Genomic DNA, 25,211 nt, shown 5'->3' on the forward strand with positions numbered 1-25,211 from the left:
TCTTCGGACAAAACCCCTATCGAAAGCATTGCTTAACCCTGTTACTTCTATATTAAATTACCTTATAGATTGCCCCTGGTAATTGTGATACCGCTTTTTTTATGATTAAAGATAACAGAACTGAATGCAAATGTCCAAAATCCCATCCCGTTCTGTCCAGCAGCTCATCCAGTGTAAAAGGGCCTTGATGCAGTATATGGTATAGGTGAGACTCCTCACTTGTCAATTTCTTTTCCGTCGGCGTCCCTTGGACTTCACGCAAATTAGCCGCTGCATCCCCTTGTTCCGAGAGCGTTGCGGGCAGGTAGGATATGTATTCTTCAACAATATCGGCAGCGCCGGTTACCAGCTTTGCCCCTTGCTTAATCAGGTCAAGCGCTCCCCGGCTCTTTGGAGATGTTATTGGCCCGGGTACAGCAAAAACATCTCTTCCAGCTTCAAGTGCGGCATCGGCGGTAATCAGCGATCCGCTGCGGCTGTCAGCCTCGACAACAAGCGTTCCGAGCGACAGTCCGGCGATAATCCGGTTGCGCTGCGGGAACAGGCCGGGATGGCTCTTGGTACCCAGCGGATATTCACTAAGCACAAGCCCCTCGCGTGAAATCTGCAGCTCCAGCTCCCGGTTCTCAGGCGGATAAACCTTGTCGAGCCCTGTAGCAACAACCGCAATTGTACCGCCCTTGCTGCCCAGCGCAGCTTCATGACAGACACTGTCAATGCCCCGGGCCAAGCCGCTGACTACAGCAAAACCTGCTGCACTCAGCTCCTGCGCCAGCAGCTCGCCTACCTTGCGTCCATAGGCAGTCGGCACCCGGGTACCGACCATAGCAATGGCAGGACTGGATGCCAGCTCCAGACGCCCGCGATAATACAGCACCCAAGGTGGCTGGGGCGCTTCTTTCAACAATTCAGGATACCCTTCATCCAGAATAGTCACCATCGCTACTCCGCTTTCCTTCATTAAAAGGTGACGTGCATTAATCCATTCTTCATTAAAATTACAAGCAAGTTTTACCGCTATTTTCGCGTTTATCCCCCTCTTTTCCCAATCCTCTGAACTACAGGAAAATACATTTTCCGTCAAAAGTCCCGCTTGGTGTATTTTTTCTATAGTCTTCCATCCAACTCCCTCGATTTCATTTAGCCCAAACAGCAAGTCGCGTGTTTCCAAGTCTATCTCTCCTTTGAATGGAAGGATGAGCCTTCCTAGTTAATAAACCTACGCAAAAATGTAAGATTATGCAGTACATCCCAGATGGAGTTATGCCTGGACGCCAAAAAAGCAACCTTTTATCCCCATTAGAGAATAAAAGGTTGCTTACCTTTAAGTTGATTATACCTGATATTGACGCAAATGTATTCCAATTATTAATGCGCAGTAAAAGCATTCAGAATGCCGCGCTCTTCCAGGACACTCACAAGCGTAGAGCCCATTTCTGCAGGAGTTGGTGCCACTTTGATGCCACAGGATTCCAGCACGGCAATCTTTTCGCTGGCCGTACCTTTTCCTCCCGAAATAATGGCCCCGGCATGCCCCATCCGTTTGCCCGGTGGCGCGGTGACCCCGCCTATAAACCCGACTACAGGCTTTGTCATATTCTCTTTGATCCAGACAGCTGCTTCTTCTTCTGCCGTGCCGCCAATCTCACCGATCATAATGACGGCTTTGGTTCCCGGATCTTCATTGAACAGCTTCAGAATGTCGATAAATTCCGAGCCTTTAACCGGGTCGCCGCCAATACCCACGGCCGAGGATTGCCCGATGCCGCGCTCAGTAAGCTGATGAACCGCCTCATAGGTCAAGGTTCCGCTGCGGGAGACAACCCCTACATAACCGGGCATATGAATATATCCCGGCATAATGCCAATCTTGCACTCTCCTGGCGTTATAACCCCCGGACAGTTGGGACCGATCAGCACAGTGGAACGCCCTTCCATGTACCGCGAGACCTTCACCATATCAAGCACCGGAATTCCTTCGGTAATGCAAATAACCAGCTCCAGCTCTGCATCCACCGCTTCCATGATCGAATCGGCGGCAAAGGCCGGCGGAACATAAATGACACTGGCGGTTGCGCCGGTTGCCGCCTTGGCTGCGACTACGGTATCGAATACAGGCAGACTGACCTCGCTTCCGTTCTCCAGCGTGATATTAACAGAGGTTCCACCCTTGCCCGGCGTCACCCCTCCAACCATCTGCGTTCCGTAATCCAGTGCCCCTTTAGTATGAAATAAGCCCGTTGAGCCCGTAATTCCCTGCGTGATGACTTTCGTATTTTTATCTACAAGAATGCTCATGCCTTGGTCACATCCCCACTTAAATTGTCGAATACGAGAACTGGCGCCTTCTATTTCCAGCCATTATTACACAAGAGAAACAATCTTACGGGCCCCGTCCGCCATGGAATCTGCTGCAACGATATTTAGTCCCGATCCGGCCAGAATCTGTTTGCCAAGCGCTACATTGGTGCCTTCAAGGCGCACAACAAGCGGTTTGGTGAGTCCAAGTTGTCTAGCCGCTTCCACCACTCCGCTGGCAATGACATCACAACGCATAATTCCGCCAAAAATATTAACAAATATCCCGTTTACCTTATCATCGGATAAAATAATTTTGAATGCTTCAGTAACCTTCTCGGTCGTCGCGCCGCCCCCTACATCCAGGAAGTTGGCCGGCTCTCCACCGTAATATTTAATAATATCCATAGTAGCCATTGCCAGACCGGCGCCGTTCACCATACAGCCGATATTACCGTCCAAGGCGATGTAGCTGAGATCAAATTTGGACGCTTCAATCTCCTTGGCATCCTCTTCATCGAGATCGCGCAGCTCCTGAATATCCTTATGCCGGAATAAAGCGTTGGAGTCAAAATTCAGCTTGGCATCCAGCGCCATCACATTTCCGTCTGCTGTCACAACAAGCGGATTAATCTCGGCAATAGAGCAATCTTTATCCACAAAAGCCAAATACAGCGCTTGCATGAACTTGACAGCTTTATTGACCAGTTCAGTTGGAATAGCAATGCTGTACGCTAATTTCCGGGCCTGAAATGTCTGCAGCCCTACTGCCGGATCAATGATTTCCTTGAAAATCTTCTCCGGATGTGTCGCTGCAACCTCTTCAATCTCCGTCCCGCCTTCCTCCGATGCCATCATGACAACTCGGCCGGTGCCACGGTCCACAACGAGTCCGATATAGTATTCCTTAACAATCTGGCAGCCTTCTTCAATTAGCAGCCGCTTCACTACTTTGCCTTCGGGTCCGGTCTGATGGGTAACCAGCGTTTTGCCGAGAATCTCTCCAGCGTAGGCACGCACCTCATCACTTGACTTGGCAACCTTCACGCCTCCGGCTTTCCCTCGTCCTCCCGCATGAATTTGCGCTTTGACCACTACCACCGGTGTACCCAGTGATGCTGCGGCTTCTACCGCTTCCTCCACTGAATAAGCTACTTTTCCGTTCGGTACGGCAACGCCGTACTTCTTAAGTACTTCTTTTCCCTGATACTCGTGGATATTCATACCGGAAGCCTCCTAAAGTGTTGCGGTGGCATAAGCAGGCAGCCTGCTCCCATTCCGCTTTCCGTTTGATTGTCCAAAGCCGGGTCCAGACCGGTGAAATGCACAATATCCCGGTACAAACAGAATACCTGTGCCGCCTTCTGCACGAAAACGGCACAATCTTCCGTAAGTAGGCATCCAAGCTAAATTACAGATAAATATCTGCAACCGCCATGATGCCATCATGTGAAACCCAGAATATTGTAACATGTTTTAAAAACGCTTTCCTTAAAAACTTTCACGATTTATACATACATTTTCGCTAAATTTCATGCCGAAATGCGAACGATTGCATTGACATCACCTGAACAAGCTATTTCGACGCATTGGTGTTAGCCTCATGAACACGGGCAAGCAGGCCCTTAAATTGTCCAAGCAGGCCCACAAATTCATCGGCAGACAGCATCGTGCCTTCCACCATTCTGCCGGGAATACAGGCTGCCTCACTGCGAAGCGCCCAGCCCTGCTCAGTCAATGATATCAGCACCTTCCGTTCATCCTGCAAAGAGCGCTCACGCACAATCAATCCGGCGGCTTGCAGCCGCTTCAGCAGTGGTGTCAGTGTGCCCGAATCCAGAAAAAGCGCTTCGCCCAGCTCTTTAACCGTGCATTGCCGTCTTTCCCAAAGCACCAGCATTACAAGATACTGGGAATACGTTAATCCAATCTTGTCCAAATGCGGCTGATACAGCTTCGTAAACTCACGTGAACAAGCATAAATGGTAAAACAAAGCTGATTCTCAAGCAACAGCTCGGGAGTTGTATGATTTGTTTCTTGCATATCTTCTTCACCTGCCTTCATGTCATTAGTTTATCACAATTCTAATCTAATATCATGTTAATAGCAAAAAATATATTGACTATTATTTTTATTGTGTTAAATTAAATTGTGTACAATACATTATGAAATGAACGGGAGCGATTTTATTATGATGACTATTCAACAAAAAATGTATGAAACTACGGTTAAAGCCGTTGGCGGCAGAAACGGTTATATCGAGTCCGAAAGTCCAAAGCTGAACCTTACTATAAGCACTCCACGGGAAATGGGCGGCGCCGGCGGCGAAGGCACTAACCCTGAACAATTGTTTGCAGCCGGTTACTCCGCTTGCTTCGACAGCGCACTTAACATGGTAGCCCGTATGGGTAAAGTGAAAATCGAAGGCAGCGAAGTTACGGCTACCGTAAGCTTCGGTAAAGTTGAAGACGGCGGATTCGGCATCGCCGTGCGGCTTGATGTTCTCGTTAAAGGCGTTGACAAAGAAACCGCTGCACAACTGGTGGAAGCAGCTCACGGAGCATGCCCTTATTCCCGGGCTACCCGCGGCAATATTCAAGTTGAGCTGAATGTGCTGTAAGCAAGGGTTAGAATTTGCATAGAAGCATGCAAGCCGTCCGGAAATTCCGGGCGGTTTGTTTTTGTAGCATTAAGAGAAAGATTAAAATTATGAAGCGGCTTCCATAAGTATATTATTCCTCTGCTACGGCCTGCCGATCCAGATTACGGTACTGCACAGCCTCTGCCAGATGGGCGGAAGTTATGTCAGGCGCTGCTTCCAAGTCAGCTATCGTGCGGGCAAGCTTGATGATCCGGTCATGCGCCCGCATGCTCAGACCGAGACTCTCCAGAATGTCATTAAGCAGCAGCCTGCTCTCCTTGTTAAGCCCGGCGTAGCGCCGCAGGGCAGCCCCCGAAAGCTCACTGTTCCAGGAAATCGGCAGATTCTTGTAGCGTTCCGCCTGAATGGCCTGAACCTTCAATACCTCAGAACGCATCTCTCCCGAAGATAATGAAGCCCCCTGCTCATCCCATTCCTTGGGGCGGGGAACATCAACCTGCATGTCAATCCGGTCCAGCAGAGGACCAGAGATCTTGCTCCGATACTGTGCGATTTTAGCCGGAGAGCAGGTGCATCTTTGCTGCATACTTCCTAAAAATCCGCAGCTGCACGGATTCATCGAACAAGCGAGTAAAAATTGGGCCGGGAATGTAAAAGCAGCACGGGCGCGGCTGATTGTCACCACACTGTCCTCCAGCGGCTGACGCAGAACCTCAAGCACATTGCGGGAGAATTCGGGCAGCTCATCCAGGAAAAGAATGCCGCGATGTGCCAAGCTCACCTCTCCAGGCCTCGGGATTCCCCCGCCTCCGATTAGTCCTGCCGCTGAAATGGTATGGTGCGGGGACCGAAAAGGACGGCTGCGCAGCAGCCCGCTATGAGCATCCTTCAGCTTGCCGGCAGCACTGAAAATCCGGGTCACCTCCAGCGATTCGGTATCGCTCAGCTCCGGCAGTATGCCCGGCAGACGTTTGATCAGCATCGTTTTTCCGGTGCCTGGCGGGCCCATCAGAATAATGTTGTGCATTCCTGCCGCAGCAATTGTCAGTGCCCGCTTCACATGATTCTGCCCGAGCACATCACTGTAATCCTCAGTCATCATATTTTCTGCAGCAGCAGCCGTACCCGAAAGCTTATATGACGGAACATATCTTAGGTGTTCCAATGTAAGCACTGTGACCGGAGGACGTTCCGGCGCGGCCGAGCCTGTACTGACAGAGACAGGGAAAGGAAGCTGATTCGTCTGTAAAAAAGACGCCGGTTCCGAATTAGAGTCTGCAGATTGGATTATTGCCGGATGGCCGGTGGCTTTTACATCATTCAGTCCCATATCCCCTCTGTCCTGGCCATCCGGTGAATCGCTTTCCTCGCCTCCCCGCTGCTTACTGACCGCTACGATCTTATCTGTTTCTTGCATCGGCAGTGGCAACTGCCGCAGATGATCGGCAGCATACACCTTCATGCCACTGATCAGCGAGGCTTCGGCGGCATTCTCTGCAGGCACCAAAACCGCCCGCAAACCCGCCCGCCGTGCAGCTTCAACCATCGACAGCACGCCGGTAACCGGGTGCAGGCTTCCATCCAGTGCCAGCTCCCCAATCAGCAGTATGTTCTCCGCCTCAGGCATGACAAGCTGGCCGCTGGTCGTCAGGATGCCAAGAGCGATCGCCAGATCGAACGCTGACCCCTCCTTGCGCAGGTCGGCCGGAGCAAGATTGATTGTGACGCGCTGCTGGGGATAACGGTAGCCGCAATTTTTGACGGCAGCACGCACTCTTTCTACAGCTTCGCGAATTGCAGAGTCAGGAAGCCCAATTATATTTGTTTGGGGGAGACCATTGGCCAGATCTACTTCCACACCGATCATTACACCGTCAATACCGTACAGGCACGCGCTGTGCATTTTTCCATACATAACAAAAAACACCTTTTCTCCCGAAATACGCTCATAACAGAGCGGTATAAGTTCAAGAAAAAGGGTGCTTCCTCAATTTTCCGAAAATTCTATTCTCTTAAGTATACAGAGCTTACCTTGATATAATCAATACCTATAGGCAATAATGCTCATTATCCTCAGAACCATGCATATTTATGCAACTCAATAATAAAAGGAAATTCGGTTAACCTTCCTCACTGACCACTACCGCATCCCTTATCTGCTCAAAGGATAACGGGGTATAGTCCCAGTGCTCCACACAAAGGTTGAAGTAATTTTTCCCTTCATATTTCTGTCCATGGATATGACCGTGCACATTCACGTAAGGCATATGCTTATTCATATACATAGGTTCATGCGAAAGAAAAAAGAAGTCTTTGTAAATAAGGGGATATTCACTAACCTCATTAAACCCGGCTTCCAGCCACCAGCTCCGGCCGCGGCTGCGGTCGTGATTGCCGAGGATCAGTATTTTGTAGCCGTTCAGCGCGGACACAATACTGCGGGTGTCTTCCAGCTTCAGAAATGAGAAATCCCCTAAGTGAAATACGGTATCCTGCGTGCCCACAACGGAATTCCAGCGTTCGATCATCGCCCGGTCCATCTCCTCGACATTCTTGAACGGGCGAGATTCAAAATCAATAATCAGCTTATGTCCAAAATGATGATCTGAGGTAAAAAAAACGTTAGACATTCCCATCCCCCCTTACTTGATAAAAAGACCCCGATGCCCCATTCCGCCGGATGCTTCGGAGTCTTAGATAATAGCTTCAGTATCGCTTAGTGGAACGCCGGTTATTCTCATCCAGATTAATCAATTCAGCAAGTGGCGGAACTTCATCATGTTCAATGAGCCAATTCCGCATTTCCTTGATCGCTTCTACCTGTCCGTTGCCTTTATCCCGCCAGGTCAGCAGCTCAATAACCCGGATTAAAAGCGACAGCAGACTGTCATTGCTGCTCTGGGTTTTTTCCGCCCGAATTTTTTGAAATAAGGCTTCATTCTTCCAATCAATCAATATTTCATCGGCGATGGCTGGCCGCATGACGGTAAAGGTCTTGCTGCACTTGCTGCAGCAGACAACGGATACAGGCTCTCCGCCCAGCTCCACTGCAATTTTGTTACCGCAATATTGGCAAGTAAAACTCACCTGTATATCAAATGGCTGATTTATCACGCAGGCAGCCCTCCTCATGGCGGCTATGAACATTACTTTAACAAGCAGAAACGGCTGCGCCGTCCTTAAAAAGCTTCACGGATATGACTGAGCGAAGCAACGCCCATATCGTCATTCAACATTACGGTGATAACGTCAAATGAAATCCGCCGCTCATATTGGCCTTTCATATGCAAATATACCTGGGCGGTGGACCGCACCTGACGAATTTTTCGTTCATCTACTGACTCCTCGGGAGTTCCCTGCAGACTGCTGCCGCCACGGCTGCGGACTTCAACAAAGATGAGAGCTTCTCCATATTCAGCAACAATATCCAGCTCACCGCTGCGGCAGCGCCAATTACGGTCCACAATCCTGTAGCCTTGGGCAGACAAATACTGGACAGCAGCCGTTTCCCCGGCAGCTCCCTTTTGCTTACGGTTATAATGCTCTCCGGCCGGCGATACACTCACTTCTGCCTCCGTTCTCCGGCAGAACGGTCACTCTGGTAGACATAGCTTAGAATCTCCGCCACTAACTGATACAACTGGGGAGGAATTTGCTGGTCAAGATCCAGCTTGGAGAGCACTTCCACCAGTGCGGCATCTTCCTGGACAGCCACTCCGTTTTCTTTGGCCGTCTGCAGGATTTTATCTGCTATTGCACCGTGTCCCTTGGCTACAACGACCGGTGCTTCGTTCTGGCCGGGAGTATATCTAAGCGCCACCGCTTTTTTGCGACTTGGTGTAACTTCGTTAACGGGTTCGCTCATATGCGGTAATCTACTCCTTTGTATGAATCCGGCACATAGTCAGCCAGCTTGGCTACATTTTTGGCAAGGGAAGCCGCTGATGACGCAGGTTCAGGTAATGGTTCGGTCCGCAGGCTAAGCAACTGATATCCTATAGATTCCACCGCTGTTTTAATCTCCTCACGCCGCTCTTCCAGCAGCTCCAGTACCCATGGTGTATCGTTGTGCAGCTTCAGGCTGACTATCCTGTCAACGACCTGAACATCCACCAGCGTCTGGCCGAGCTGCTTCATGTCCAGATCAAACCAGAGCCGGCAGTTCGCCGCATCCAGCTCGCCTTTACGTCCCCGGCGCGACTGGATATGAACGGAGGCCGTCTCCTGTCCATCCGGCCCCTTCAGCGGCAGGAACATCGTAACCTGCGCAAACGGCGCTGTGCGGTCCGTATTCAGCAGCAGTTGCTGCCCGGTGAGCTGCTGCACCAGTTGGCCCGCGGCTTCCTTGACCGCGGGCGGCGCCTCGCTGCTGCCCAGAACCTGCAGCAGCAGGCCCTTCAGCGTGTCGGCGGCGCTATCGCCTCCGCCACCCACGCTCGCCAGCGCCGCCTGCGGCAGCGCTGCCTCACGCCCTGCCGCGGCCGCCGGCACCGCCGCGCCCCGCGCCTCAGCGGCGGCATTCCCGCCGCCGCGCACGGCCTGCTGCTCGTGCTCCGCACCGAGCAGCTTCAGCACCCGCCCCACCCACGACTCCGTCTCGTGGGTAGGGGCGGTACCCGTCTGCGGCGCTGCGGCCGCAGACGGATTGTCCCCGCGCGGCTGCGCAGTCGCGGGGGCTTGCTCTTGCCCCGCCGCCGATGGCGGGGCAGTTGTGCCCTGCGGCTGCGCAGCCGCAGGGGCAGGGCCAGCGCCCGCCGCGTCAGCGGGCGGGGCCGTGGCGAGCTGCGGCAGCGTGCCGCGCAGCTCGGTGAGCACGCCCTGCAGCTTCGCTAGCAGGGCGGCCCCGGACGGTGCCGCAGGCGAAGCTGCGGCACCTTTGCCAGCGGCAGCGGTTGCTGCCGCTGGCTCTGCGCGTTCCGGCTCCGCCCCGGAACGCCCTACAACCTCTTCTGCAACCGCAGCAAAAGCATTAGAAGCAGCAGCAGAACTGCCCGCAGCAGCCGCACCTGCAGATGCAGCAGGCCTTGAGGCTGCACTAGGTTCACCATTTGCCGCTCTAGGCGAAGCACCGTTTTCTATAGTTTCGCCGCCCTCCACTTGCTGGGCAGCAGCCGTTCCGCCTTTCCCCAAGGAAGCAGCAGCCGGAGGCTGATCCTCATCAGCAACCAAATTGCCGGCAAGCGATGCAGCCGGATTACCGGCAGCATTTTCGGTCTTCCCGGCAGCAGCCGCTTGTGTCCCGGGCGATGGAGCAGCAGCTTTGGCAGCTTGTGACTCATCCGGAACTGTACGAGCCTGGCCTGCTGCGGTACCTTCCGCCGTATCAGCAGCATCGGCAACCTGCGCCGCAGCCTCAGGAGCCACATTCCCTCCCGCCAGAGGAGCAGCAGGACCCGGAGCGGATGTACCAGATATAACAGCAGCAGGCTTTCCCGCGCCAGCCGCATTAGAGCTTCCTTTGCCGCCGGCTTCCTGCTCCTGCTGCATCCATAGACCGATTTCCGTCTCCAGAGCAGCCAATAGCTGATGAAGCTTTGGCCCGAACACGGCCTGCTGTAGCCCCTTCACACTTTCAGCTGTAACCGGCAGCCCTCGTTTTACCGAAATCACCGCCGCCTCCAGCCATTCCGACACCGGTACGTTTGCCGGTTTGGCATTTATTATTGCATCCAGCTTTGCCGCCGTTTCTTTTGTCAAGGCTACTCCACCGGATACCATAGCTTGAATTATTTCCCGGCCCGCTTTGGAATCTGTTAGCCCCAGTGATTCCAATGCTTCTCCCATGCTCTGCGGGGAAGCCAGCGCCGCCTCGCCAAGGGAGACCGGCTTCAACACAGGCAAGCCGCCTTCTCCTGGCGGCGCAACCTGCAGATTCAATGTTTGTCCCGGCTGCAGCGGTGTTTCGAGCTCCGCCCGGACCGGAGTGCCCTGTATTTGCACCACAGCCTCTTTACCGGAATCGGATACGCTCAGCACTACACCACGGACAACCTGGCCTTCCTTCAGCTCTACTGTCTTGGCTTCTCCCGCTTTAGTGTCGCCAAGCAATCCGCGTATAACTGATCCGATATTCATCCCGTTTCCCCTCCCTTCCAGTTTCCCTTTCCATTTATATCGGCAATTTTGACCTTTTTATAAGAATCCTTCCGCTCCGCAGATAACAACCTAGAACAAAGTCATTTGGTCCGCCAGAATTTTGCCTATGAAGCTGCGGCGATGCATAGGGGTCGGTCCCAGAGCGAGTATTTGTTCACGGTGAAGCTTGGTGGCATACCCTTTATGTATTTTAATGCCGTAGTCGGGGTATAATTCCTCCCATAAACCTTCACATAGACGGTCACGCGTCACCTTGGCTACAATCGACGCCGCGGCGATGGACTGGCTGTTCGCATCACCTTTGATGATCGCACGCTGCGGCAGCGGAAGATCCACTTTCTCGGCATCAATCAGCATGTAATCCGGAGTGTGGGCCAGGCCCTCCACCGCTTTTCTCATCGCCAGACGTGAAGCCTGCTTAATATTAATTTCATCTATAACGGCCGAATCCACATGACCGACACCAACGGCCAGCGCCTGCTCCATAATGATCTCGAACAGAGCATCCCGCTTCTTCGCCGTCAGCTTCTTAGAATCATCCACACCCTCTATAATCAGGCCTTCCGGCAAAATAACTGCCGCTGCGACAACATCGCCGAACAGACAGCCTCTGCCCACCTCGTCAACGCCGGCAATGCGGCGGTAATCCTGCTCCCACCCAGCTTTTTCATAGTACAACATATCCGTAGCACTCACTATTTCTCCACCGCCAATTCAAATTTCCCAGTATCCTGTACAAGCCAGCTTATCACAATAATAGCCGTGGGGTCATCCCTCTTTTTGCTCATAATATTTAGCAACAGCCGTTGATCCATTTAAGTTGAACTTTGCCCCGTTTTATGTATTCAACTTACATAGTTTACTCTGGGTGCTTATACTCCCTCAAAATGCTGCCTGATGTTTCCACGTTGTCTCACAAAACCTCAACGCAAAAAGCCACCCAATACCATTGGATGGCTCTTCTGCGTTCGATTTGACGATTAAGGCGTTTCCAGCGTGAAGCGGCCAAGCTTGCCCGCCCGCAGATCATGCAGCAGGAGGCGGGAAGCCTTCTCCAGATCCACCCGGCCACCGCTGATAAGACAGCCCCGCTTGCGGCCTACCTCTTCCATTACCGCAACGATCTCGTCCGGGTTCTCCAGATCCTCGGGAAGCTTCCCGATTCCGAATCGCTCCTGAAAGCTCGCGCCGTAATCCTTGACCAGATACTTGACTGCGAAAAAAGCGATGTCCTCAACGTTCAGGATCTCCTCTTTAATCGCTCCGGTTACTGCCAGGCGGTAACCTACCTCCTGATCCTCGAATTTCGGCCACAGAATTCCCGGAGTATCCAACAGCTCCAGATTACCGCCCGTTTTGATCCATTGCTGACCCTTGGTGACACCCGGGCGGTCGCCGGTGGCGGCGATATTTTTACCGGCCATCCGGTTGATAAGCGTGGATTTGCCCACATTGGGAATCCCGACGATCAGCGCCCGGCTGGCCCGCGGATTGATTCCCTTGGCAATTTGCCGGTCGATCTTGTCCTTCAGCAGCAGCTTGACCTGCTCAGGAATTTCCTTGATGCCCGTACCGGTAGCCGCATCAACAGGATGGGCAACATGCCCTTCCGCTTTGAAATACGCCAGCCACTTCCGGGTCGCCTCGGGATCAGCCAGGTCTGCTTTGTTAAGAATAATCAGCCTTGGCTTGTCCCGCAGAATATCGTCAATCATCGGATTGCGGCTGGAAAACGGCAGACGGGAATCGAGCAGTTCTATCGCAACATCAATCAGCTTCAGCTTATCCTCGATTTGCCGCCTAGCCTTTGTCATATGACCAGGAAACCATTGAATGGTCATCGCCGTCACCTCCTTTGACTTCCGTCAACTTAATGGTTAATTACCGAAATATCTTTGACTGGCCAGAAGATCAGGTCTGCACGGCCGACAATTTCCTTCAGCGACACATAGCCAATCATCCGGCTGTCTGTACTGTCCGAACGGTTATCCCCCATAACAAACACATGTCCTTCCGGCACTTTGCCGTCGGTGAATTGTTCATTAGGGAAATTCTTATCGTTGTAGAGTGCATTATTCTTATGCGCCGCATCAATCGCACCTTGAATATAAGTCTCGTTCACCGGCTCGCCGTTAACCGTAACGACATCCCCTTCAACCTTAACCGTATCTCCAGCCACACCGATTACACGCTTAATGAAGTCTCTGCCCTCTGAAGGTACATGGAACACAATGACCTCACCGCGCTTAGGAGAGCGGATGTCATACAATATTTCATTCACAATCACCCGTTCACCGGTATGAAAGTTCGGCTTCATCGACGGTCCGTCAACAATAAACGGTTTGAACAAAAGCCAGCGTATCAATACCACCAGAACTAACGCGATGGCAATAGCCTTGATCCATTCCAATACTTCATTTTTGGGCTTACGGGGATTCTTGCCATCAGGCTGGGCAACCTCATCTTGTCCCTGCTGCAAATCCTGCTGCATGGCTCACCGTCCTCTCTATATATGCTACTCTCACTATACAACAAAAAAGCTCCTGCCAAAAACTCCTCCACGAATACTCCGTCAGGAGGCCTTTTCGGAGAAGCTGATCCTAAGGCGTATATATTTCAGGTCCATTGTATTCCTCAAGGATAAACGAAAGGGGCTTGAACTCAAGCCCCTCTCCTTTGCCGCTATTCTAGCGACGGATTTCTTTAATTCTTGCAGCTTTACCGCGCAGGTCACGAAGATAATAAAGCTTAGCACGACGCACTTTACCACGGCGAGCCACTTCAATTTTCTCGATCTTAGGCGAGTTGATTGGGAAAGTTCTTTCCACACCAACACCGTAAGAGATTTTACGAACTGTAAAAGTCTCACTGATTCCACCGCCGCGGCGTTTAACTACAACGCCTTCGAACAACTGGATCCGTTCACGAGTTCCTTCGATAACTTTTACGTGCACCTTCAAAGTGTCACCCGGGCGAAAACTCGGGATGTCTTTACGAAGCTGCTCTTGCGTAATCGCTTGTAGGATATTCATTCAGGACTTCCTCCTTCCGTACAGGTGTTCTTGCCTCTTCCGGAGAGACCCTCGCTCTCCCTCATCATCCGCAGCGGACCACCGTATTCCACGCAACAGAAATAATAATATCACAACTGAATAATAAAGACAACTTATTTCTTAGGAGCTACAGCGGCAGCATATCCCGTTTCTTCGCCTTGCTCTGGCAATCCTTACAGAGTCCCACGACAGTTCCATTATCCTGCGCATAAAAGATCAGCTTGCCGTTTTTCTTTTTACACGAAGAACATAGCTGATCTGTAGAGCTTTGTTTGGCTTTCCGGTGCCTATCCATAGAGATCACATTGCTGGTGGGTCCCGCCTTGGGGCCTGAGGGCTTGCTCTTCCGGCTGCGGGATACAAAATATAGAACCGCACCAACCAACAACACAGCTAGAACTGCTGTATATGTCATTTGCTCATCCGCTCCCCTGCTTTTTAGTCCAAGCGTGTTTCAACCCGAAACGCGTTCCGTTAAAATGTAAATTCTACTGTTATTTTAGCATACCCCTTCATTAAAATGTAGCCGGGTATCTCCCCTGGACTTTAGTCCAGTACAGCAACCCGTCTGCGGCCTGTTCTTCAATTTTTTCCATAATATATAATATTGATTATACATAAGCAGGAAGATTACCTTTGGGAGGGTCTGTAAATTGAAAAGAAATCATAATACCGCTATTATCGCGGCGATTGCCGTTGTCTCTATTGCTCTCTTGGCAGGCTGCCGGGAGCTGCCGGGCAAGGAAGCGGCTGACGCTCAGCTTGAACAGCGCTTGTCCGGAAAAAGCCATGAAGAGATAGTGGAGACAGCGAAGCAGGAGCTTGGCCAGATCACTGCAAATGTAGAGCAGGCCGTTCAGAATACTGCAGTTAAAGTGACCCAGGAGATAAATTCGAAGAGCATCAGCAAAGAGCTTACAGCCTCACTGAAATCCGGATCAGCCTCAGTGCTCAGTCTTGACAACGAAATCGGAGAAGTGCAGGTGACGTCCACCAAGGATGATTCCCTCACTGTAAAAGCAACGGTTGCCACGCATAATATTTCAGCCCATGAGACTAGCCTTAAAATTCTGGATAATGCCGAGGTATCCATCGAAGCCAGCGGTGACAAGCTGATCGTCTCCACACACGCAAAAGATAATCCCCAAAAGGATCTCTGGACTTGGGCGCAGAAAAAATTCGGCTCCTCAGACATTAGCATCGACTATGAAATCGGAGTTCCGGCCAATATCACTGAATATCAGATCAACAATAATATTGGAGCGATCGGGCTGCAAGACCTGGAGGGTACCTTCCATATCACAAGCAATGTCGGATCAATTCATCTGGAGAATGCCCAAGTCAGCGGCAAATCTGCAATAAAGTCCGACACCGGAAGCATCAGACTGGATATCAACGGAATGGAGGCCGGCAGCAGCCTTAACGTCAAGAGCGAAATAGGTAAAATCACCGCCTCTATCGCCAGCAATCTGAAATGCACCGTGGAAGCATCAAGCGAGCTTGGACAAATTACAGGCACCTCAAAAGGAAAAAAGGAGTTTAACGGAGGCGGCCCCCTGCTCTCACTCTCTACACAAATTGGTTCCATTGCCGTACAGAATTAGCCGTATACAGCATACAAAACTCTACATAATAAAAAGCGGGCCATCCCAAACGCCGAGGATGGTCCGCTTTTTATGCCTTTAACCTTAAATAAGCGCTATTGCCAGCAGGGTGAATAAACTCAATGTCAAAATTTCACTGCCATAGCCGTAAAATCCGCCATAATAATTGCCATAAGGATTATATCCCGAGGTTGTTACTCTGCCGTTGCCCTTCGTTCTCAAATAAACATTGTTTCTGTCCACATCTACAATAACCCCTTCATGACGCTTGCCATCATTTGTCAGGATGCGCACTCTTTTATTTTTGCATTTCAGACAATTATAATAAGCTTCCACCAGCGAACCCTCCTTATTCGAATTGCTGTATTTTATGCGGAAGGGGATAAGCCGGCAACGGCGAAAGCCACTAAAATAAATAACTATGACAAAAACACCTGTGAAACAAAGAACTTGTGAACATTGTGTATCATTTTCGATAAAAAGGAGTTATTATTAATATAACAGACACAATTAAAAGCGCTTACGATGTGCTTTGTATTTCAATATAATTTAAGGAGGCAGGAATCATGAGTACAGCAGGCAGAAGATTTATTAATGAAGGGGTGCTACGCATCGCCTGGTTTATCATTCTCGCCTCGCTCACCTATACGGTGCGCAACTACACATGGGCAGTTGTATTGCTTGCGGTTGTTTCCCTGTACGCGCTTGGTTCAGGAATCGTGATGCTGATCCGCGACCGCCGGGGCAGAGCCTAGAGCCAGCTAAATGGATTCTCCATCAAAAGCACTTCTAGCGGACAGCACCGCTTAGAAGTGTTTTTTTGTGCGACAAAAAAGAACCACTTTCTCCGGGGCACTGCCCAGCCGAACGTGGTTCCTTTGTAAAAATGTCCTTTTTAAATCGGAGTAACAGGATTTGAACCTGCGACCTCACCCACCCCAAGGGTGCGCGCTACCAGGCTGCGCTATACCCCGCAATTATGTACAGTAGAAGCCAAGGTGATATTTTACCTACATTTTATATATACCGCAGATTAGTATTAGATTCAAGTAAAAATTGGATAGCAAGAATTATCAAAACTCAATTGCACTGGTAAGGTATGCTAATTTCAGGGCACAGGAGGTGACCAGGCTGTATTACAAAATGGTTCACGATAGCATTGAATTTATTGAGCATCATTTGGATGAAGAGCTGAACCTTGACAGGATTGCGCAAGAGGCTGGATTCTCCAAATTTCATTTTCACCGCATCTTTCAGAAATATGTCGGTAAAAGCGTGGCTGAATTTATCCGCTCGCAACGACTGACTGGAATTATTACGCCTGTGTGCTGGATATCCCGCCAGAGGCAAACAGTCTTAACATCGGCATTATTCTCTCGGGAGCCGGAAAGGCTTGGCTGGATGACTGCACCTTTGAAGAAGTAGGAATGGACATTCCGGTCACCGATACCGACCTTCCAATGAAGCCGCAGAATCTGAAGTTTGAAGAGCGAAGCTATTGACCCAGGCTCAGAAATTCCCATTTCCTATGCTTTAAAATAGTATGGTTTTTTCGTATAGGCTGTGCTATACTCTTGGCACAAGGAAAGGAGGTGCGTTCACATCAAGCATGACATGTTGAACGTATCCCTTACCCGGACCAACGGCTGAACAACCGGCCTTGGTGGCGCGGGATACGGATCAAAGTTTCAATTAGCGCCTCGGGTAGAGAGACCGTCTTCGGACGGTCTTTTTTCATGTTCACACTTAGTCATATGATTTCCGGTTCTTATAAAAATCAATAATATCACTTACGGTGCGGAGCGGCTCCGCTTCCTTGTGGACAGTGTCCACGTCTGGCTTGAGTTCTTCGTGCGGCTTCGTAGTCACTAATGTTCATTCCTTTCAATAGTAGAGAAGCTTGCGGCTATTGCTGCAGAATAATTTCCTCTCCCTCTCTATTTACCCTAAATACAGGATGGTTACGCACACTTGCTCGTATTTTTTTAGCGCACAGATTTTTCAGTACACAGCAAAAAGCGCCTCCTCAACGTAGTATACGTTAAAGAGACGCAATAAATTCCATCTAATGGTAAATTTCCGCGAATTAGCTTTCTTACTTCTCCTGCTTCAGACGTGCAAGTATTGCTTTATCCTTGTCTGACAGATCAGCGGTGTCCAGCAAATCCGGCCGACGTTCCAAGGTTCGCTGCAGCGCTTGTTCACGCCGCCACACCTCAATATTGGCATGATGGCCGCTTAGCAGAATATCCGGCACCTTCCAGCCGCGGAATTCCGCCGGACGTGTATAGTGGGGATACTCCAGCAGCCCGGTGCTGAACGAATCGGTAACTGCAGAGGTCTCGTTGCCCAGCGCCCCGGGCTGCAGCCGCACCACAGAATCAATGACGGTAAGAGCAGGCAGCTCTCCGCCGGTCAAAACATAATCCCCGATGGACAGCTCATCCGTGACCAAATGCTCTCTGATCCGCTCGTCATAACCTTCATAGTGCCCACAGATAAAAATCAGGTGCTGCTCCTGGGCTAATTCCTCGGCGATACGCTGATTATAGGGCTGCCCCTGCGGACACATCAGAATGATTCGCGGCTTCACCGGCTCCACGTTGCCGGATGCGTCAAGCACATGCTCCACTGCGGCAAAAATCGGGTCTGGCTTAAGCACCATCCCTCCGCCTCCACCATAAGGCGTATCATCCACACTATTATGCTTGTTCCCTGAGAAGTCACGGAAGTTAACCGCGTTCAGAGAGACGATCCCTTTTTCACGGGCTTTGCCAAGAATGCTTGTACTGAACACGCCCTCGCACATTTCCGGAAAAAGTGTCAGCACATCAATCCGCATCATGGCAGCAGTCCTTCCATCAGGTGCACTGTGATTTTCTTAGCCTTTATATCCACATTCAGCACTACGTCGTCGATGACCGGAATTAGAATATCTGCTCCTTTAGCGGGCTTCACCACCCAGACATCGTTGGCACCGGGCTGCAGAATCTCCTTGATCGTGCCGAGCGGCTGGCTGGCATTCTCATCGGTGTATACCTCACAGCCGACAATCTGGTGGAAGTAATATTCATTCTCCGGCAGCTCTACGAGATCATCACTTGGAACCTTGAGCATGCTTCCTTTATATTTCTCGATCTGATTAATATTGGTGTATCCCTTCAGCTTGACGATATATACGCCTTTGTGCTCCCGGGCGGACTCCACGGTAACCTCAAATTTCGGGCTTCCGTCAGCGGGAACCACGAGCAGCTTTTTGCCAGGTGCAAAACGGACCTCCGGGAAATCGGTTGAGGACAATATTTTGATCTCTCCGCGGATTCCGTGTGTGTTCACCAGCTTGCCTACGTTCAGCTCTTCCGTCATTTAACCCTCTCCTTTACCTGCCCTGCGTGTAATGAACAGCTTCCTTAGCTATATATTTGAACAAAAAGGAGCCGGGATATACTATCCCTAGCCCCTCATTGAACGCATTCTTTAAGATAAAATATCCACGGTAACGCGTTTATCGCTCTTGACTGCTGCAGATGTAACTACGGTACGAAGCGCTTTGGCGATCCGCCCCTGCTTGCCGATAACCTTGCCAACATCATCTGGATGTACGGAAAGCTCATATACAATCAGGTGATCCTTCTCCACGGTCCGTACGGTCACATCCTCTGGGTGATCCACTAAAGCCTTAGCAATAACTCCAACTAATTCTTCCATAGAGGACCCTCGCAATCAGTCATTATTTCTGTTGCTTCAGCTCATGGAACTTCTTCAACACGCCTGCTTTGGAAAGCAGATTGCGCACGGTGTCAGATGCTTGCGCACCTGTTTGAAGCCATTTAAGAGCTTTTTCCTCATCAATCTTAACTACTGCCGGCACTTCAATCGGATTATAATAACCGATTTCCTCGATAAAACGACCGTCACGAGGGGACCGGGAATCGGAAACCACTACACGATAGAAAGGAGCTTTATGTGCACCCATTCTTTTCAGACGAATACGTACTGCCACGAAATTTCACCTCCTTAAAATAGTTTCGAACTGTTTCGATCCCTCCCAAACCCTCCCTTAGCCAAGGGAGGGCCCCAAGGGCTCTGCCCTCTGGACACCCGTCTAAGTGCAATTAGCGTAAGTGTTCAGACTGCCTGGACTTGGAGGAGTTGGGAGTAGGAGCGCTTGCCGTCCCTGCGGGACACGCTTAACTGCGGCGTGACCTAGAGACGGGGTAAAGATTTAAAGACTAAGATCAAAAGATTAAAGTCAAAGTCAAAAGATTAAGATCAAAACCCTTTTGATCATCTGATGTTGTACTATGTCTGATCTATGGGGAAGATAGAAGCAAACCCTTGAGACCAAGACATCAGCGGAATGGGAACTTCATTCCTTTGCCGGCAAGGCCTTTGAGCTGCTTCATGGCGTTTTTCTTGCCGCCCTTGCCTCCGCCGCCCATCATGCCGGAGAACTGCTTCATCATCTTGCGCATTTCATCGAACTGCTTGATGAGGCGGTTGACCTCGGCTACGTTGGTTCCGCTGCCGGCGGCGATGCGCTTGCGGCGGTTGTGGTTGATGATCTCGGGCTGAGCCTTCTCTTCCTTTGTCATGGAATGAACAATGGCTTCGACGCGGCCCATCTGCTTGTCATCGACCTTGAGGTCCTTCATGCCCTTGGCTTTGTTCATGCCAGGCAGCATGTCGAGGATCTGGTCGATCGGGCCAAGCTTTTTCACCTGATCCATCTGCTCCAGGAAATCATCGAACGTAAATTCTGCGTTGCGCATCTTACGTTCCATTTCCTTGGCTTTTTCCGTATCAATATTGGCCTGAGCTTTCTCAATCAGTGACAGCATGTCGCCCATTCCGAGAATCCGGGAAGCCATACGCTCCGGATGGAAAGGCTCCAGTGCATCAATCTTCTCGCCCAGTGCGGCGAATTTGATTGGGCAGCCGGTTACAGCCTTGACAGACAACGCGGCACCACCGCGAGTGTCGCCGTCAAGCTTAGTCAGCACTACGCCGGTAAGCTCAAGCTGCTTGTTGAAGCTGTCGGCGACGTTGACGGCATCCTGACCGGTCATTGCATCCACAACAAGCAGCACTTCGTCTGGATTTACAACGGTATGGATCTGTTTCAGCTCTTCCATCAGCTCTTCATCAATATGCAGGCGGCCTGCGGTATCAATAATCACATAATCCAGGCTGTTGTCCTTCGCATGCTGCAGAGCTTGTCTGGCGATTTCCACCGGACTCGTCTGATCACCCAGTGCAAAGACAGGAACCTTGATCTGTTCGCCCAGTATTTGCAGCTGCTTGATCGCAGCCGGACGGTAAATATCGGCCGCTACGAGCAGCGGGCGGTGATTTCCTTTTTGCAGCAGCTTCGCAAGCTTCCCTGAAGTGGTTGTCTTACCGGCCCCTTGCAGACCGGCCATCATGATCACGGTCGGCGGCTTGTTCGACTTGGCCAGCTTCGCCTGGCTTCCGCCCATCAGCTCGGTCAGTTCTTTGTTAACGATGTCGATGATTACCATGCCGGGAGTAAAACTGTCCATTACTTCCTTGCCAATGGATTTCTCCTTCACCTTGGACACGAAGTCCTTGACTACTTTGAAGTTAACATCGGCTTCCAGAAGGGCCAGCCGCACTTCGCGCATGGCTTCATTTACATCATCTTCAGATACTTTCCCTTTGCCACGCAGCTTGCTGAACACATTCTGCAATCTTCCGGTTAAACCTTCAAACGCCATATGCAGCTTCTCCCTTCATGCTACTCTAACCTCTGCAAACGATCCACAATTTCCGTGAAACGCAGTTTATATTGCTCAGGCAGCATCCCAGTCTCCGGCAGTCTGCGCAGTTCATCTAAGTATTTGTTGCGGCTCTCATGCTTCTTAAGCAAGCCTAGCTTCTCTTCGTAATTCTCCAGCACCTGCTCCGCCCGTTTGACATGCTCATACACGGCTTGGCGGCTGATATCAAACTCTGCGGCGATTTCTCCCAGGGAGAAGTCATCGTGGAAATAATATTTAAGGAACGTCTGCTGCTTGTCAGTAAGCAGGCGTTCATAGAAAGCAAATAACAGGTTGATCCGGTTGGTTTTCTCGAGCCTATTCTCCTGACTCATTAAGGGCACTCCCTTCGTCAAGGAAAAACACTTTACAGCTTCACAACGTCCCTTATGATACCTAAAACAAAGAAAGATGTCAAGCTTTTTTGCTTGTCATCTTTTTCTTTGTTAATCAGAGCAAAATTTCCCGGTACAGAGCGCGATTCAGCGTATCGGCAGCACGTACAGCAGCACTGCAAAAAAATGAACGATACTCCCGCCAAGCACGAACAAATGCCAGATCGCATGGTGGTAAGGAAAGCCCCGCCACACATAAAAAACCGTTCCAAGTGTATACAGCAGCCCGCCGGCAAGCAGCAGAGTCATGCCCCCATCCGCCATCACCGCCGAGAGCGGATTCCAGGCGATCACGATCAGCCACCCCATGGCAATGTAGAAGATGGTTGACATGAACAGGAATCTTTTGACGAAGAAGGCTTTGAAGAAAACACCAAACACCGCTATCCCCCAAACTACACCGAACAGGGTCCAGCCCAGTGTTCCCCGTATCGCTACCAGCAGAAAAGGAGTATAAGTACCGGCAATGAATAAATAGATAGAGGAATGGTCCATGAATTCAAAAAAGTCCTTGGCCCTTCCATCCCTGAGACTATGCACCAACGTTGAATTAATATACAGCAGCAGCATGGTAGCGCCGTAAACGGAGAAGCTGACTACATGCCAGGCAGTGCCGCTCTGAGCGGCGTAGACTACCAGCAGCACAAGTGCAGCTACGCTTAATAATGCTCCAATTCCATGCGTAATTGCATTCGCAACCTCTTCCTTGCGGCTGTATGTGTGTGTGTTTGCCATCCTACGATTCCTTCCATTGTACGCTTTTCTTCTATTATATCCTCTTCAGTGATGTCCTTCCACTTTACAGCAGGCTGTACGGGCCAATAAATTAGTTACAGCTTGTAGAGCTCTTTATACTTTGCTTCCAGATAATCGGCCAGATAATCGGGGTTCAGCGGCTCACCAGTCACCTGCTCGATAATCTGTGAAGGCGTAAGACTCTGTCCGTGGCGATAGATTTTGTCTGTGAGCCATTCCTTGATCGGCAGCAGATTCCCGGCGGCAATCAGCTCCTCGAACTCCGGCAGCTCTTTGCGCAGCGTATTCAGAATTTGTGCGGCATACATATTACCCAGTGAGTAGGAGGCAAAATAACCGAAGTCCCCGCCTGACCAGTGAACATCCTGCAGCACGCCAAGCGCATTGGTCGGAGGTGTGATTCCCAGATATTCTTGATACTTGGCATTCCAAACCTTTGGCAGATCCTTAACCTCCAGCCCTTCATTAAAGATCAGCTTCTCAATCTCATAACGGACAATAATATGCAGATTGTAGGTCAGCTCATCCGCTTCAATACGAATGAAGGAGTTCTCCACACTATTGATTGCACGGTAGAAATCCTCGACCTCCACACCGGCAAGCTGCTCAGGAAAATGCTGCTGCAGATCGCCGTAATAACGCTGCCAGAAGGAGCGGCTGCGGCCGATCATATTTTCCCATAATCTGGACTGGGATTCATGTATGCCCATGGAAGCTCCTTGAGCGAGTGTTGTACCAACGAGGTCTTTGCTGATATTTTGCTCATACAGGGCATGTCCGCCTTCGTGAAGCGAGCTGAAAATAGCACTCGGGACGTTGTCCAGCAAGTAGTTCGTCGTGATGCGCACATCTCCCGGATTCAAGCCGGAAGCGAACGGATGCACACTCTCATCCAGACGGCCTGCCTCGAAGTCAAAGCCCATTTGCTCCAGAATGAACAAGCTGAACTTCTCCTGCTGCTCCTTGGGGAAAATCTGGTCCAGAAACTTCGTATCCGGTTTGTGGGATGATGATGAAATGGCTTCAACAAGCGGCACCAGGCGGCTGCGCAAGCGGCCGAAGATGGCATCCAGCTTTTCTACTGTTAAATCAGGCTCGTACATATCCAGAAGCGTATCATAACGTGAGTCTTTAACGCCCCAGTAATTGATGAACTCCTGTTTATACGCAACAATTTTGCTTAGGAAAGGTTCGAAAGAGGCAAAATCATCGGCTTCCTTCGCTTCCTCCCAGATGGTTTGCGCATGGGCGGCGAGGACGGAATATTCCTCGAAGCTTTTGGCGGGGATGCTTTGGCTGCGCTCGTATTCCTTGCGGCGGTCCTTGACGATTTTATTCTGAATCTCGCTCAATTGGCTCTTAATTTCCGGACGGCTAAAATATTCGGTGAATGCTCCCATTTCCGGTGAAGTCTCCAGTCTGAAGATCTCCCCGCTGATCATCCCGATTGTGTTCGAGCGGATCTCTACACCCTTACGCGGCGCACCTGTGCGCAGATCCCAATGAAGAAGCCCCATCGTTTCTATGTACCCGCAAATTTTGGATAATAGCTCTTGAAATTTCTCCCATTCTTCCTTGACTAACTGTTCCATTCTCCAAACACCCGCTTTCTCTGTTTTTACCAGCTCCTCTTGATGATACTTTTTTAAATATATATAATCAACTTCAGAGCCTATATCTTTAATTTGAAATACTTCTGAGCCGTATCAAGCGATATCTAATGTAAAGGAGTGTGAGCAATCCATGAAGATTCAGGTTACATCTGTAGCCGGGAACAAGCTTAGAGCAAGTCTTAACAATAAACCGGGAATGTTCAAGCTCGGGTAACACGTTAAAGCGTAAAATATCTTTTCAAGCGAAACTGTGGCCTAGGGAGTATAATATATAGCAATCTAAGGCGGGCCGTTTGCAAGCTGTATGGAGAATATTCAAGAAATCTAAATACACATTACTTTTTGGGAGGCTGTATGGTCATGAGTCAAATCACTGATATTTTGGAGTTTAATAAGAACTTTGTAGAAAAAAAAGAATACGAAGCCTATCTGACCAGCCGTTTTCCTGATAAAAAAATGCTGATCATCACCTGTATGGATACACGTCTTGTTGAGCTATTGCCTAAGGCTATGAACTTCAAGAACGGCGATGTCAAAATCATTAAAAATGCCGGCGCAGTCATTTCACAGCCCTTCGGCAGCGTTATGCGCAGTGTCATGGTCGCTTTATATGAGCTTGATGCGGACGAGGTCATTGTCGTGGGTCACTACGAATGCGGGATGGCCTCCCTTAACGCAGATAGAATGATCAACTCGATCAAAGAACGCGGTGTTTCCGAACAGGTGCTGTCCACGCTGGAGAATTCCGGAATTAAGCTGACGAAATGGCTGCGCGGGTTCGACAATGTGGAAGAAGGGGTTATTCAGACTGTGGAGCTGATTAAGCGCCATCCCCTGCTCCCTCCTAACATCCCTGTTCACGGCATGATCATTGATCCGGCAACCGGAGCGCTTGAGCTTGTGTCGGACGGGTATGCTGAGAATCAATAATTGTGATATTTAAAAATTGAAACCTCCTTGGATGTGCTGCGTATTACCGTGCAGATACACAAATTCCATGTGAGCACTGCTCA

At 50.4% G+C, this 25,211-nt stretch carries 30 protein-coding genes and 1 tRNA gene; 5 read left to right on the top strand and 26 right to left on the bottom strand.

Annotated elements, in window-relative coordinates:
• Window positions 1-52 precede the first annotated feature (52 nt).
• The 4 genes from dprA to AC0LWN_RS05065 all read right to left on the bottom strand — a co-directional run bounded on the left by dprA (window position 53) and on the right by AC0LWN_RS05065 (window position 4,342).
• Window positions 53-1,171, bottom strand: coding sequence for a DNA-processing protein DprA (dprA, locus tag AC0LWN_RS05050; protein WP_474663459.1), 1,119 nt, complete (start codon window positions 1,169-1,171; stop codon window positions 53-55).
• Window positions 1,172-1,368: 197 nt separating this feature from the next.
• Window positions 1,369-2,298, bottom strand: coding sequence for a succinate--CoA ligase subunit alpha (sucD, locus tag AC0LWN_RS05055; protein WP_474663460.1), 930 nt, complete (start codon window positions 2,296-2,298; stop codon window positions 1,369-1,371).
• A gap of 66 nt (window positions 2,299-2,364) precedes the next feature.
• The gene (gene sucC / locus AC0LWN_RS05060) at window positions 2,365-3,522 is read right to left on the bottom strand and encodes an ADP-forming succinate--CoA ligase subunit beta (RefSeq protein WP_458962652.1); all 1,158 of its coding nucleotides are present in this window, start codon (window positions 3,520-3,522) and stop codon (window positions 2,365-2,367) included.
• A 352-nt stretch (window positions 3,523-3,874) separates the two neighbouring features.
• The gene (locus AC0LWN_RS05065; RefSeq protein WP_474663461.1) at window positions 3,875-4,342 is read right to left on the bottom strand and encodes a MarR family winged helix-turn-helix transcriptional regulator; all 468 of its coding nucleotides are present in this window, start codon (window positions 4,340-4,342) and stop codon (window positions 3,875-3,877) included.
• A gap of 148 nt (window positions 4,343-4,490) precedes the next feature.
• On the opposite strand from AC0LWN_RS05065, the gene AC0LWN_RS05070 reads away from it, so the two are divergent.
• The gene (locus AC0LWN_RS05070) at window positions 4,491-4,919 is read left to right on the top strand and encodes an organic hydroperoxide resistance protein (protein ID WP_019910385.1); all 429 of its coding nucleotides are present in this window, start codon (window positions 4,491-4,493) and stop codon (window positions 4,917-4,919) included.
• A 112-nt stretch (window positions 4,920-5,031) separates the two neighbouring features.
• Here the strand turns inward: AC0LWN_RS05070 and AC0LWN_RS05075 are convergent, their stop codons facing one another.
• The 11 genes from AC0LWN_RS05075 to AC0LWN_RS05125 all read right to left on the bottom strand — a co-directional run bounded on the left by AC0LWN_RS05075 (window position 5,032) and on the right by AC0LWN_RS05125 (window position 14,465).
• On the bottom strand, window positions 5,032-6,816 hold the full coding sequence (locus AC0LWN_RS05075; RefSeq protein WP_474663462.1) for a YifB family Mg chelatase-like AAA ATPase: 1,785 nt from the start codon (window positions 6,814-6,816) through the stop codon (window positions 5,032-5,034).
• Between the two features lie 205 nt (window positions 6,817-7,021).
• Window positions 7,022-7,531, bottom strand: coding sequence for a phosphoesterase (locus AC0LWN_RS05080; RefSeq protein ID WP_474663463.1), 510 nt, complete (start codon window positions 7,529-7,531; stop codon window positions 7,022-7,024).
• 76 nt (window positions 7,532-7,607) lie between these two features.
• Window positions 7,608-8,015 carry a hypothetical protein gene (locus tag AC0LWN_RS05085; RefSeq protein ID WP_474663464.1) on the bottom strand — a complete coding sequence of 136 codons (408 nt, stop codon included), beginning with the start codon at window positions 8,013-8,015 and terminating at the stop codon, window positions 7,608-7,610.
• A gap of 65 nt (window positions 8,016-8,080) precedes the next feature.
• Window positions 8,081-8,467, bottom strand: a complete 387-nt coding sequence (locus AC0LWN_RS05090) for a YraN family protein (protein WP_474663465.1) — start codon at window positions 8,465-8,467, stop codon at window positions 8,081-8,083.
• Window positions 8,464-8,766: an EscU/YscU/HrcU family type III secretion system export apparatus switch protein gene (locus AC0LWN_RS05095; protein WP_474663466.1), complete on the bottom strand. Its 303-nt coding sequence runs from the start codon at window positions 8,764-8,766 to the stop codon at window positions 8,464-8,466. The genes AC0LWN_RS05090 and AC0LWN_RS05095 overlap by 4 nt, the downstream gene beginning before the upstream one ends.
• A complete protein-coding gene (locus tag AC0LWN_RS05100; RefSeq protein WP_474663467.1) occupies window positions 8,763-10,976 on the bottom strand; it encodes a DNA ligase in 2,214 nt (737 codons plus the stop codon). Before AC0LWN_RS05100 ends, AC0LWN_RS05095 begins: the two co-directional genes overlap by 4 nt.
• A 90-nt stretch (window positions 10,977-11,066) precedes the next feature.
• Window positions 11,067-11,678 carry a ribonuclease HII gene (rnhB, locus tag AC0LWN_RS05105; RefSeq protein ID WP_474663594.1) on the bottom strand — a complete coding sequence of 204 codons (612 nt, stop codon included), beginning with the start codon at window positions 11,676-11,678 and terminating at the stop codon, window positions 11,067-11,069.
• Between the two features lie 299 nt (window positions 11,679-11,977).
• Entirely contained in the window at window positions 11,978-12,838 is an 861-nt protein-coding gene (gene ylqF / locus AC0LWN_RS05110; RefSeq protein WP_474663468.1) for a ribosome biogenesis GTPase YlqF, read from the bottom strand.
• 29 nt (window positions 12,839-12,867) lie between these two features.
• Window positions 12,868-13,488, bottom strand: coding sequence for a signal peptidase I (lepB, locus tag AC0LWN_RS05115; protein ID WP_474663469.1), 621 nt, complete (start codon window positions 13,486-13,488; stop codon window positions 12,868-12,870).
• Window positions 13,489-13,684: 196 nt separating this feature from the next.
• On the bottom strand, window positions 13,685-14,029 hold the full coding sequence (gene rplS, locus AC0LWN_RS05120; RefSeq protein ID WP_458962662.1) for a 50S ribosomal protein L19: 345 nt from the start codon (window positions 14,027-14,029) through the stop codon (window positions 13,685-13,687).
• A 148-nt stretch (window positions 14,030-14,177) separates the two neighbouring features.
• Entirely contained in the window at window positions 14,178-14,465 is a 288-nt protein-coding gene (locus AC0LWN_RS05125) for a hypothetical protein (RefSeq protein ID WP_474663470.1), read from the bottom strand.
• Window positions 14,466-14,703: 238 nt separating this feature from the next.
• Between AC0LWN_RS05125 and AC0LWN_RS05130 the strand changes: the two genes are divergently transcribed.
• Window positions 14,704-15,654, top strand: a complete 951-nt coding sequence (locus AC0LWN_RS05130) for a hypothetical protein (protein ID WP_474663471.1) — start codon at window positions 14,704-14,706, stop codon at window positions 15,652-15,654.
• 84 nt (window positions 15,655-15,738) lie between these two features.
• Here the strand turns inward: AC0LWN_RS05130 and AC0LWN_RS05135 are convergent, their stop codons facing one another.
• Window positions 15,739-15,990 (bottom strand): LSm family protein, encoded by a 252-nt coding sequence (locus AC0LWN_RS05135; protein WP_474663472.1) that lies wholly within the window; start codon window positions 15,988-15,990, stop codon window positions 15,739-15,741.
• A 230-nt stretch (window positions 15,991-16,220) separates the two neighbouring features.
• Here AC0LWN_RS05135 and AC0LWN_RS05140 point away from each other — a divergent pair, with 230 nt between their 5' ends.
• On the top strand, window positions 16,221-16,409 hold the full coding sequence (locus tag AC0LWN_RS05140) for a hypothetical protein (protein WP_474663473.1): 189 nt from the start codon (window positions 16,221-16,223) through the stop codon (window positions 16,407-16,409).
• 145 nt (window positions 16,410-16,554) lie between these two features.
• Here the strand turns inward: AC0LWN_RS05140 and AC0LWN_RS05145 are convergent.
• A tRNA-Pro gene (locus AC0LWN_RS05145) sits at window positions 16,555-16,628 on the bottom strand.
• Between the two features lie 169 nt (window positions 16,629-16,797).
• On the opposite strand from AC0LWN_RS05145, the gene AC0LWN_RS05150 reads away from it, so the two are divergent.
• Window positions 16,798-17,079 carry an AraC family transcriptional regulator gene (locus tag AC0LWN_RS05150; RefSeq protein ID WP_474663474.1) on the top strand — a complete coding sequence of 94 codons (282 nt, stop codon included), beginning with the start codon at window positions 16,798-16,800 and terminating at the stop codon, window positions 17,077-17,079.
• A 321-nt stretch (window positions 17,080-17,400) separates the two neighbouring features.
• Here the strand turns inward: AC0LWN_RS05150 and AC0LWN_RS05155 are convergent, their stop codons facing one another.
• From AC0LWN_RS05155 to AC0LWN_RS05195, 9 genes are all read right to left on the bottom strand, one after another.
• The gene (locus AC0LWN_RS05155) at window positions 17,401-17,523 is read right to left on the bottom strand and encodes a hypothetical protein (RefSeq protein WP_474663475.1); all 123 of its coding nucleotides are present in this window, start codon (window positions 17,521-17,523) and stop codon (window positions 17,401-17,403) included.
• A 226-nt stretch (window positions 17,524-17,749) separates the two neighbouring features.
• Window positions 17,750-18,496 carry a tRNA (guanosine(37)-N1)-methyltransferase TrmD gene (gene trmD / locus AC0LWN_RS05160; protein ID WP_474663595.1) on the bottom strand — a complete coding sequence of 249 codons (747 nt, stop codon included), beginning with the start codon at window positions 18,494-18,496 and terminating at the stop codon, window positions 17,750-17,752.
• The gene (rimM, locus tag AC0LWN_RS05165) at window positions 18,496-19,020 is read right to left on the bottom strand and encodes a ribosome maturation factor RimM (RefSeq protein WP_474663476.1); all 525 of its coding nucleotides are present in this window, start codon (window positions 19,018-19,020) and stop codon (window positions 18,496-18,498) included. The genes trmD and rimM overlap by 1 nt, the downstream gene beginning before the upstream one ends.
• Before the next feature lie 111 nt (window positions 19,021-19,131).
• Window positions 19,132-19,362 (bottom strand): KH domain-containing protein, encoded by a 231-nt coding sequence (locus AC0LWN_RS05170; RefSeq protein ID WP_019910364.1) that lies wholly within the window; start codon window positions 19,360-19,362, stop codon window positions 19,132-19,134.
• Between the two features lie 22 nt (window positions 19,363-19,384).
• A complete protein-coding gene (gene rpsP, locus AC0LWN_RS05175; RefSeq protein WP_474663477.1) occupies window positions 19,385-19,657 on the bottom strand; it encodes a 30S ribosomal protein S16 in 273 nt (90 codons plus the stop codon).
• Window positions 19,658-20,006: 349 nt separating this feature from the next.
• Window positions 20,007-21,392 carry a signal recognition particle protein gene (gene ffh / locus AC0LWN_RS05180; protein WP_458962668.1) on the bottom strand — a complete coding sequence of 462 codons (1,386 nt, stop codon included), beginning with the start codon at window positions 21,390-21,392 and terminating at the stop codon, window positions 20,007-20,009.
• 20 nt (window positions 21,393-21,412) lie between these two features.
• Window positions 21,413-21,769 carry a YlxM family DNA-binding protein gene (gene ylxM, locus AC0LWN_RS05185; protein WP_458962669.1) on the bottom strand — a complete coding sequence of 119 codons (357 nt, stop codon included), beginning with the start codon at window positions 21,767-21,769 and terminating at the stop codon, window positions 21,413-21,415.
• Window positions 21,770-21,916: 147 nt separating this feature from the next.
• Window positions 21,917-22,564, bottom strand: coding sequence for a PAQR family membrane homeostasis protein TrhA (trhA, locus tag AC0LWN_RS05190; RefSeq protein ID WP_474663478.1), 648 nt, complete (start codon window positions 22,562-22,564; stop codon window positions 21,917-21,919).
• Window positions 22,565-22,659: 95 nt separating this feature from the next.
• Entirely contained in the window at window positions 22,660-24,177 is a 1,518-nt protein-coding gene (locus AC0LWN_RS05195) for a carboxypeptidase M32 (RefSeq protein WP_474663480.1), read from the bottom strand.
• A 381-nt stretch (window positions 24,178-24,558) separates the two neighbouring features.
• Here AC0LWN_RS05195 and AC0LWN_RS05200 point away from each other — a divergent pair, with 381 nt between their 5' ends.
• Window positions 24,559-25,128, top strand: a complete 570-nt coding sequence (locus tag AC0LWN_RS05200; protein ID WP_474663481.1) for a beta-class carbonic anhydrase — start codon at window positions 24,559-24,561, stop codon at window positions 25,126-25,128.
• The last annotated feature ends 83 nt before the right edge of the window (window positions 25,129-25,211 follow it).

Source organism: Paenibacillus sp. sgz302115 (assembly GCF_056120445.1).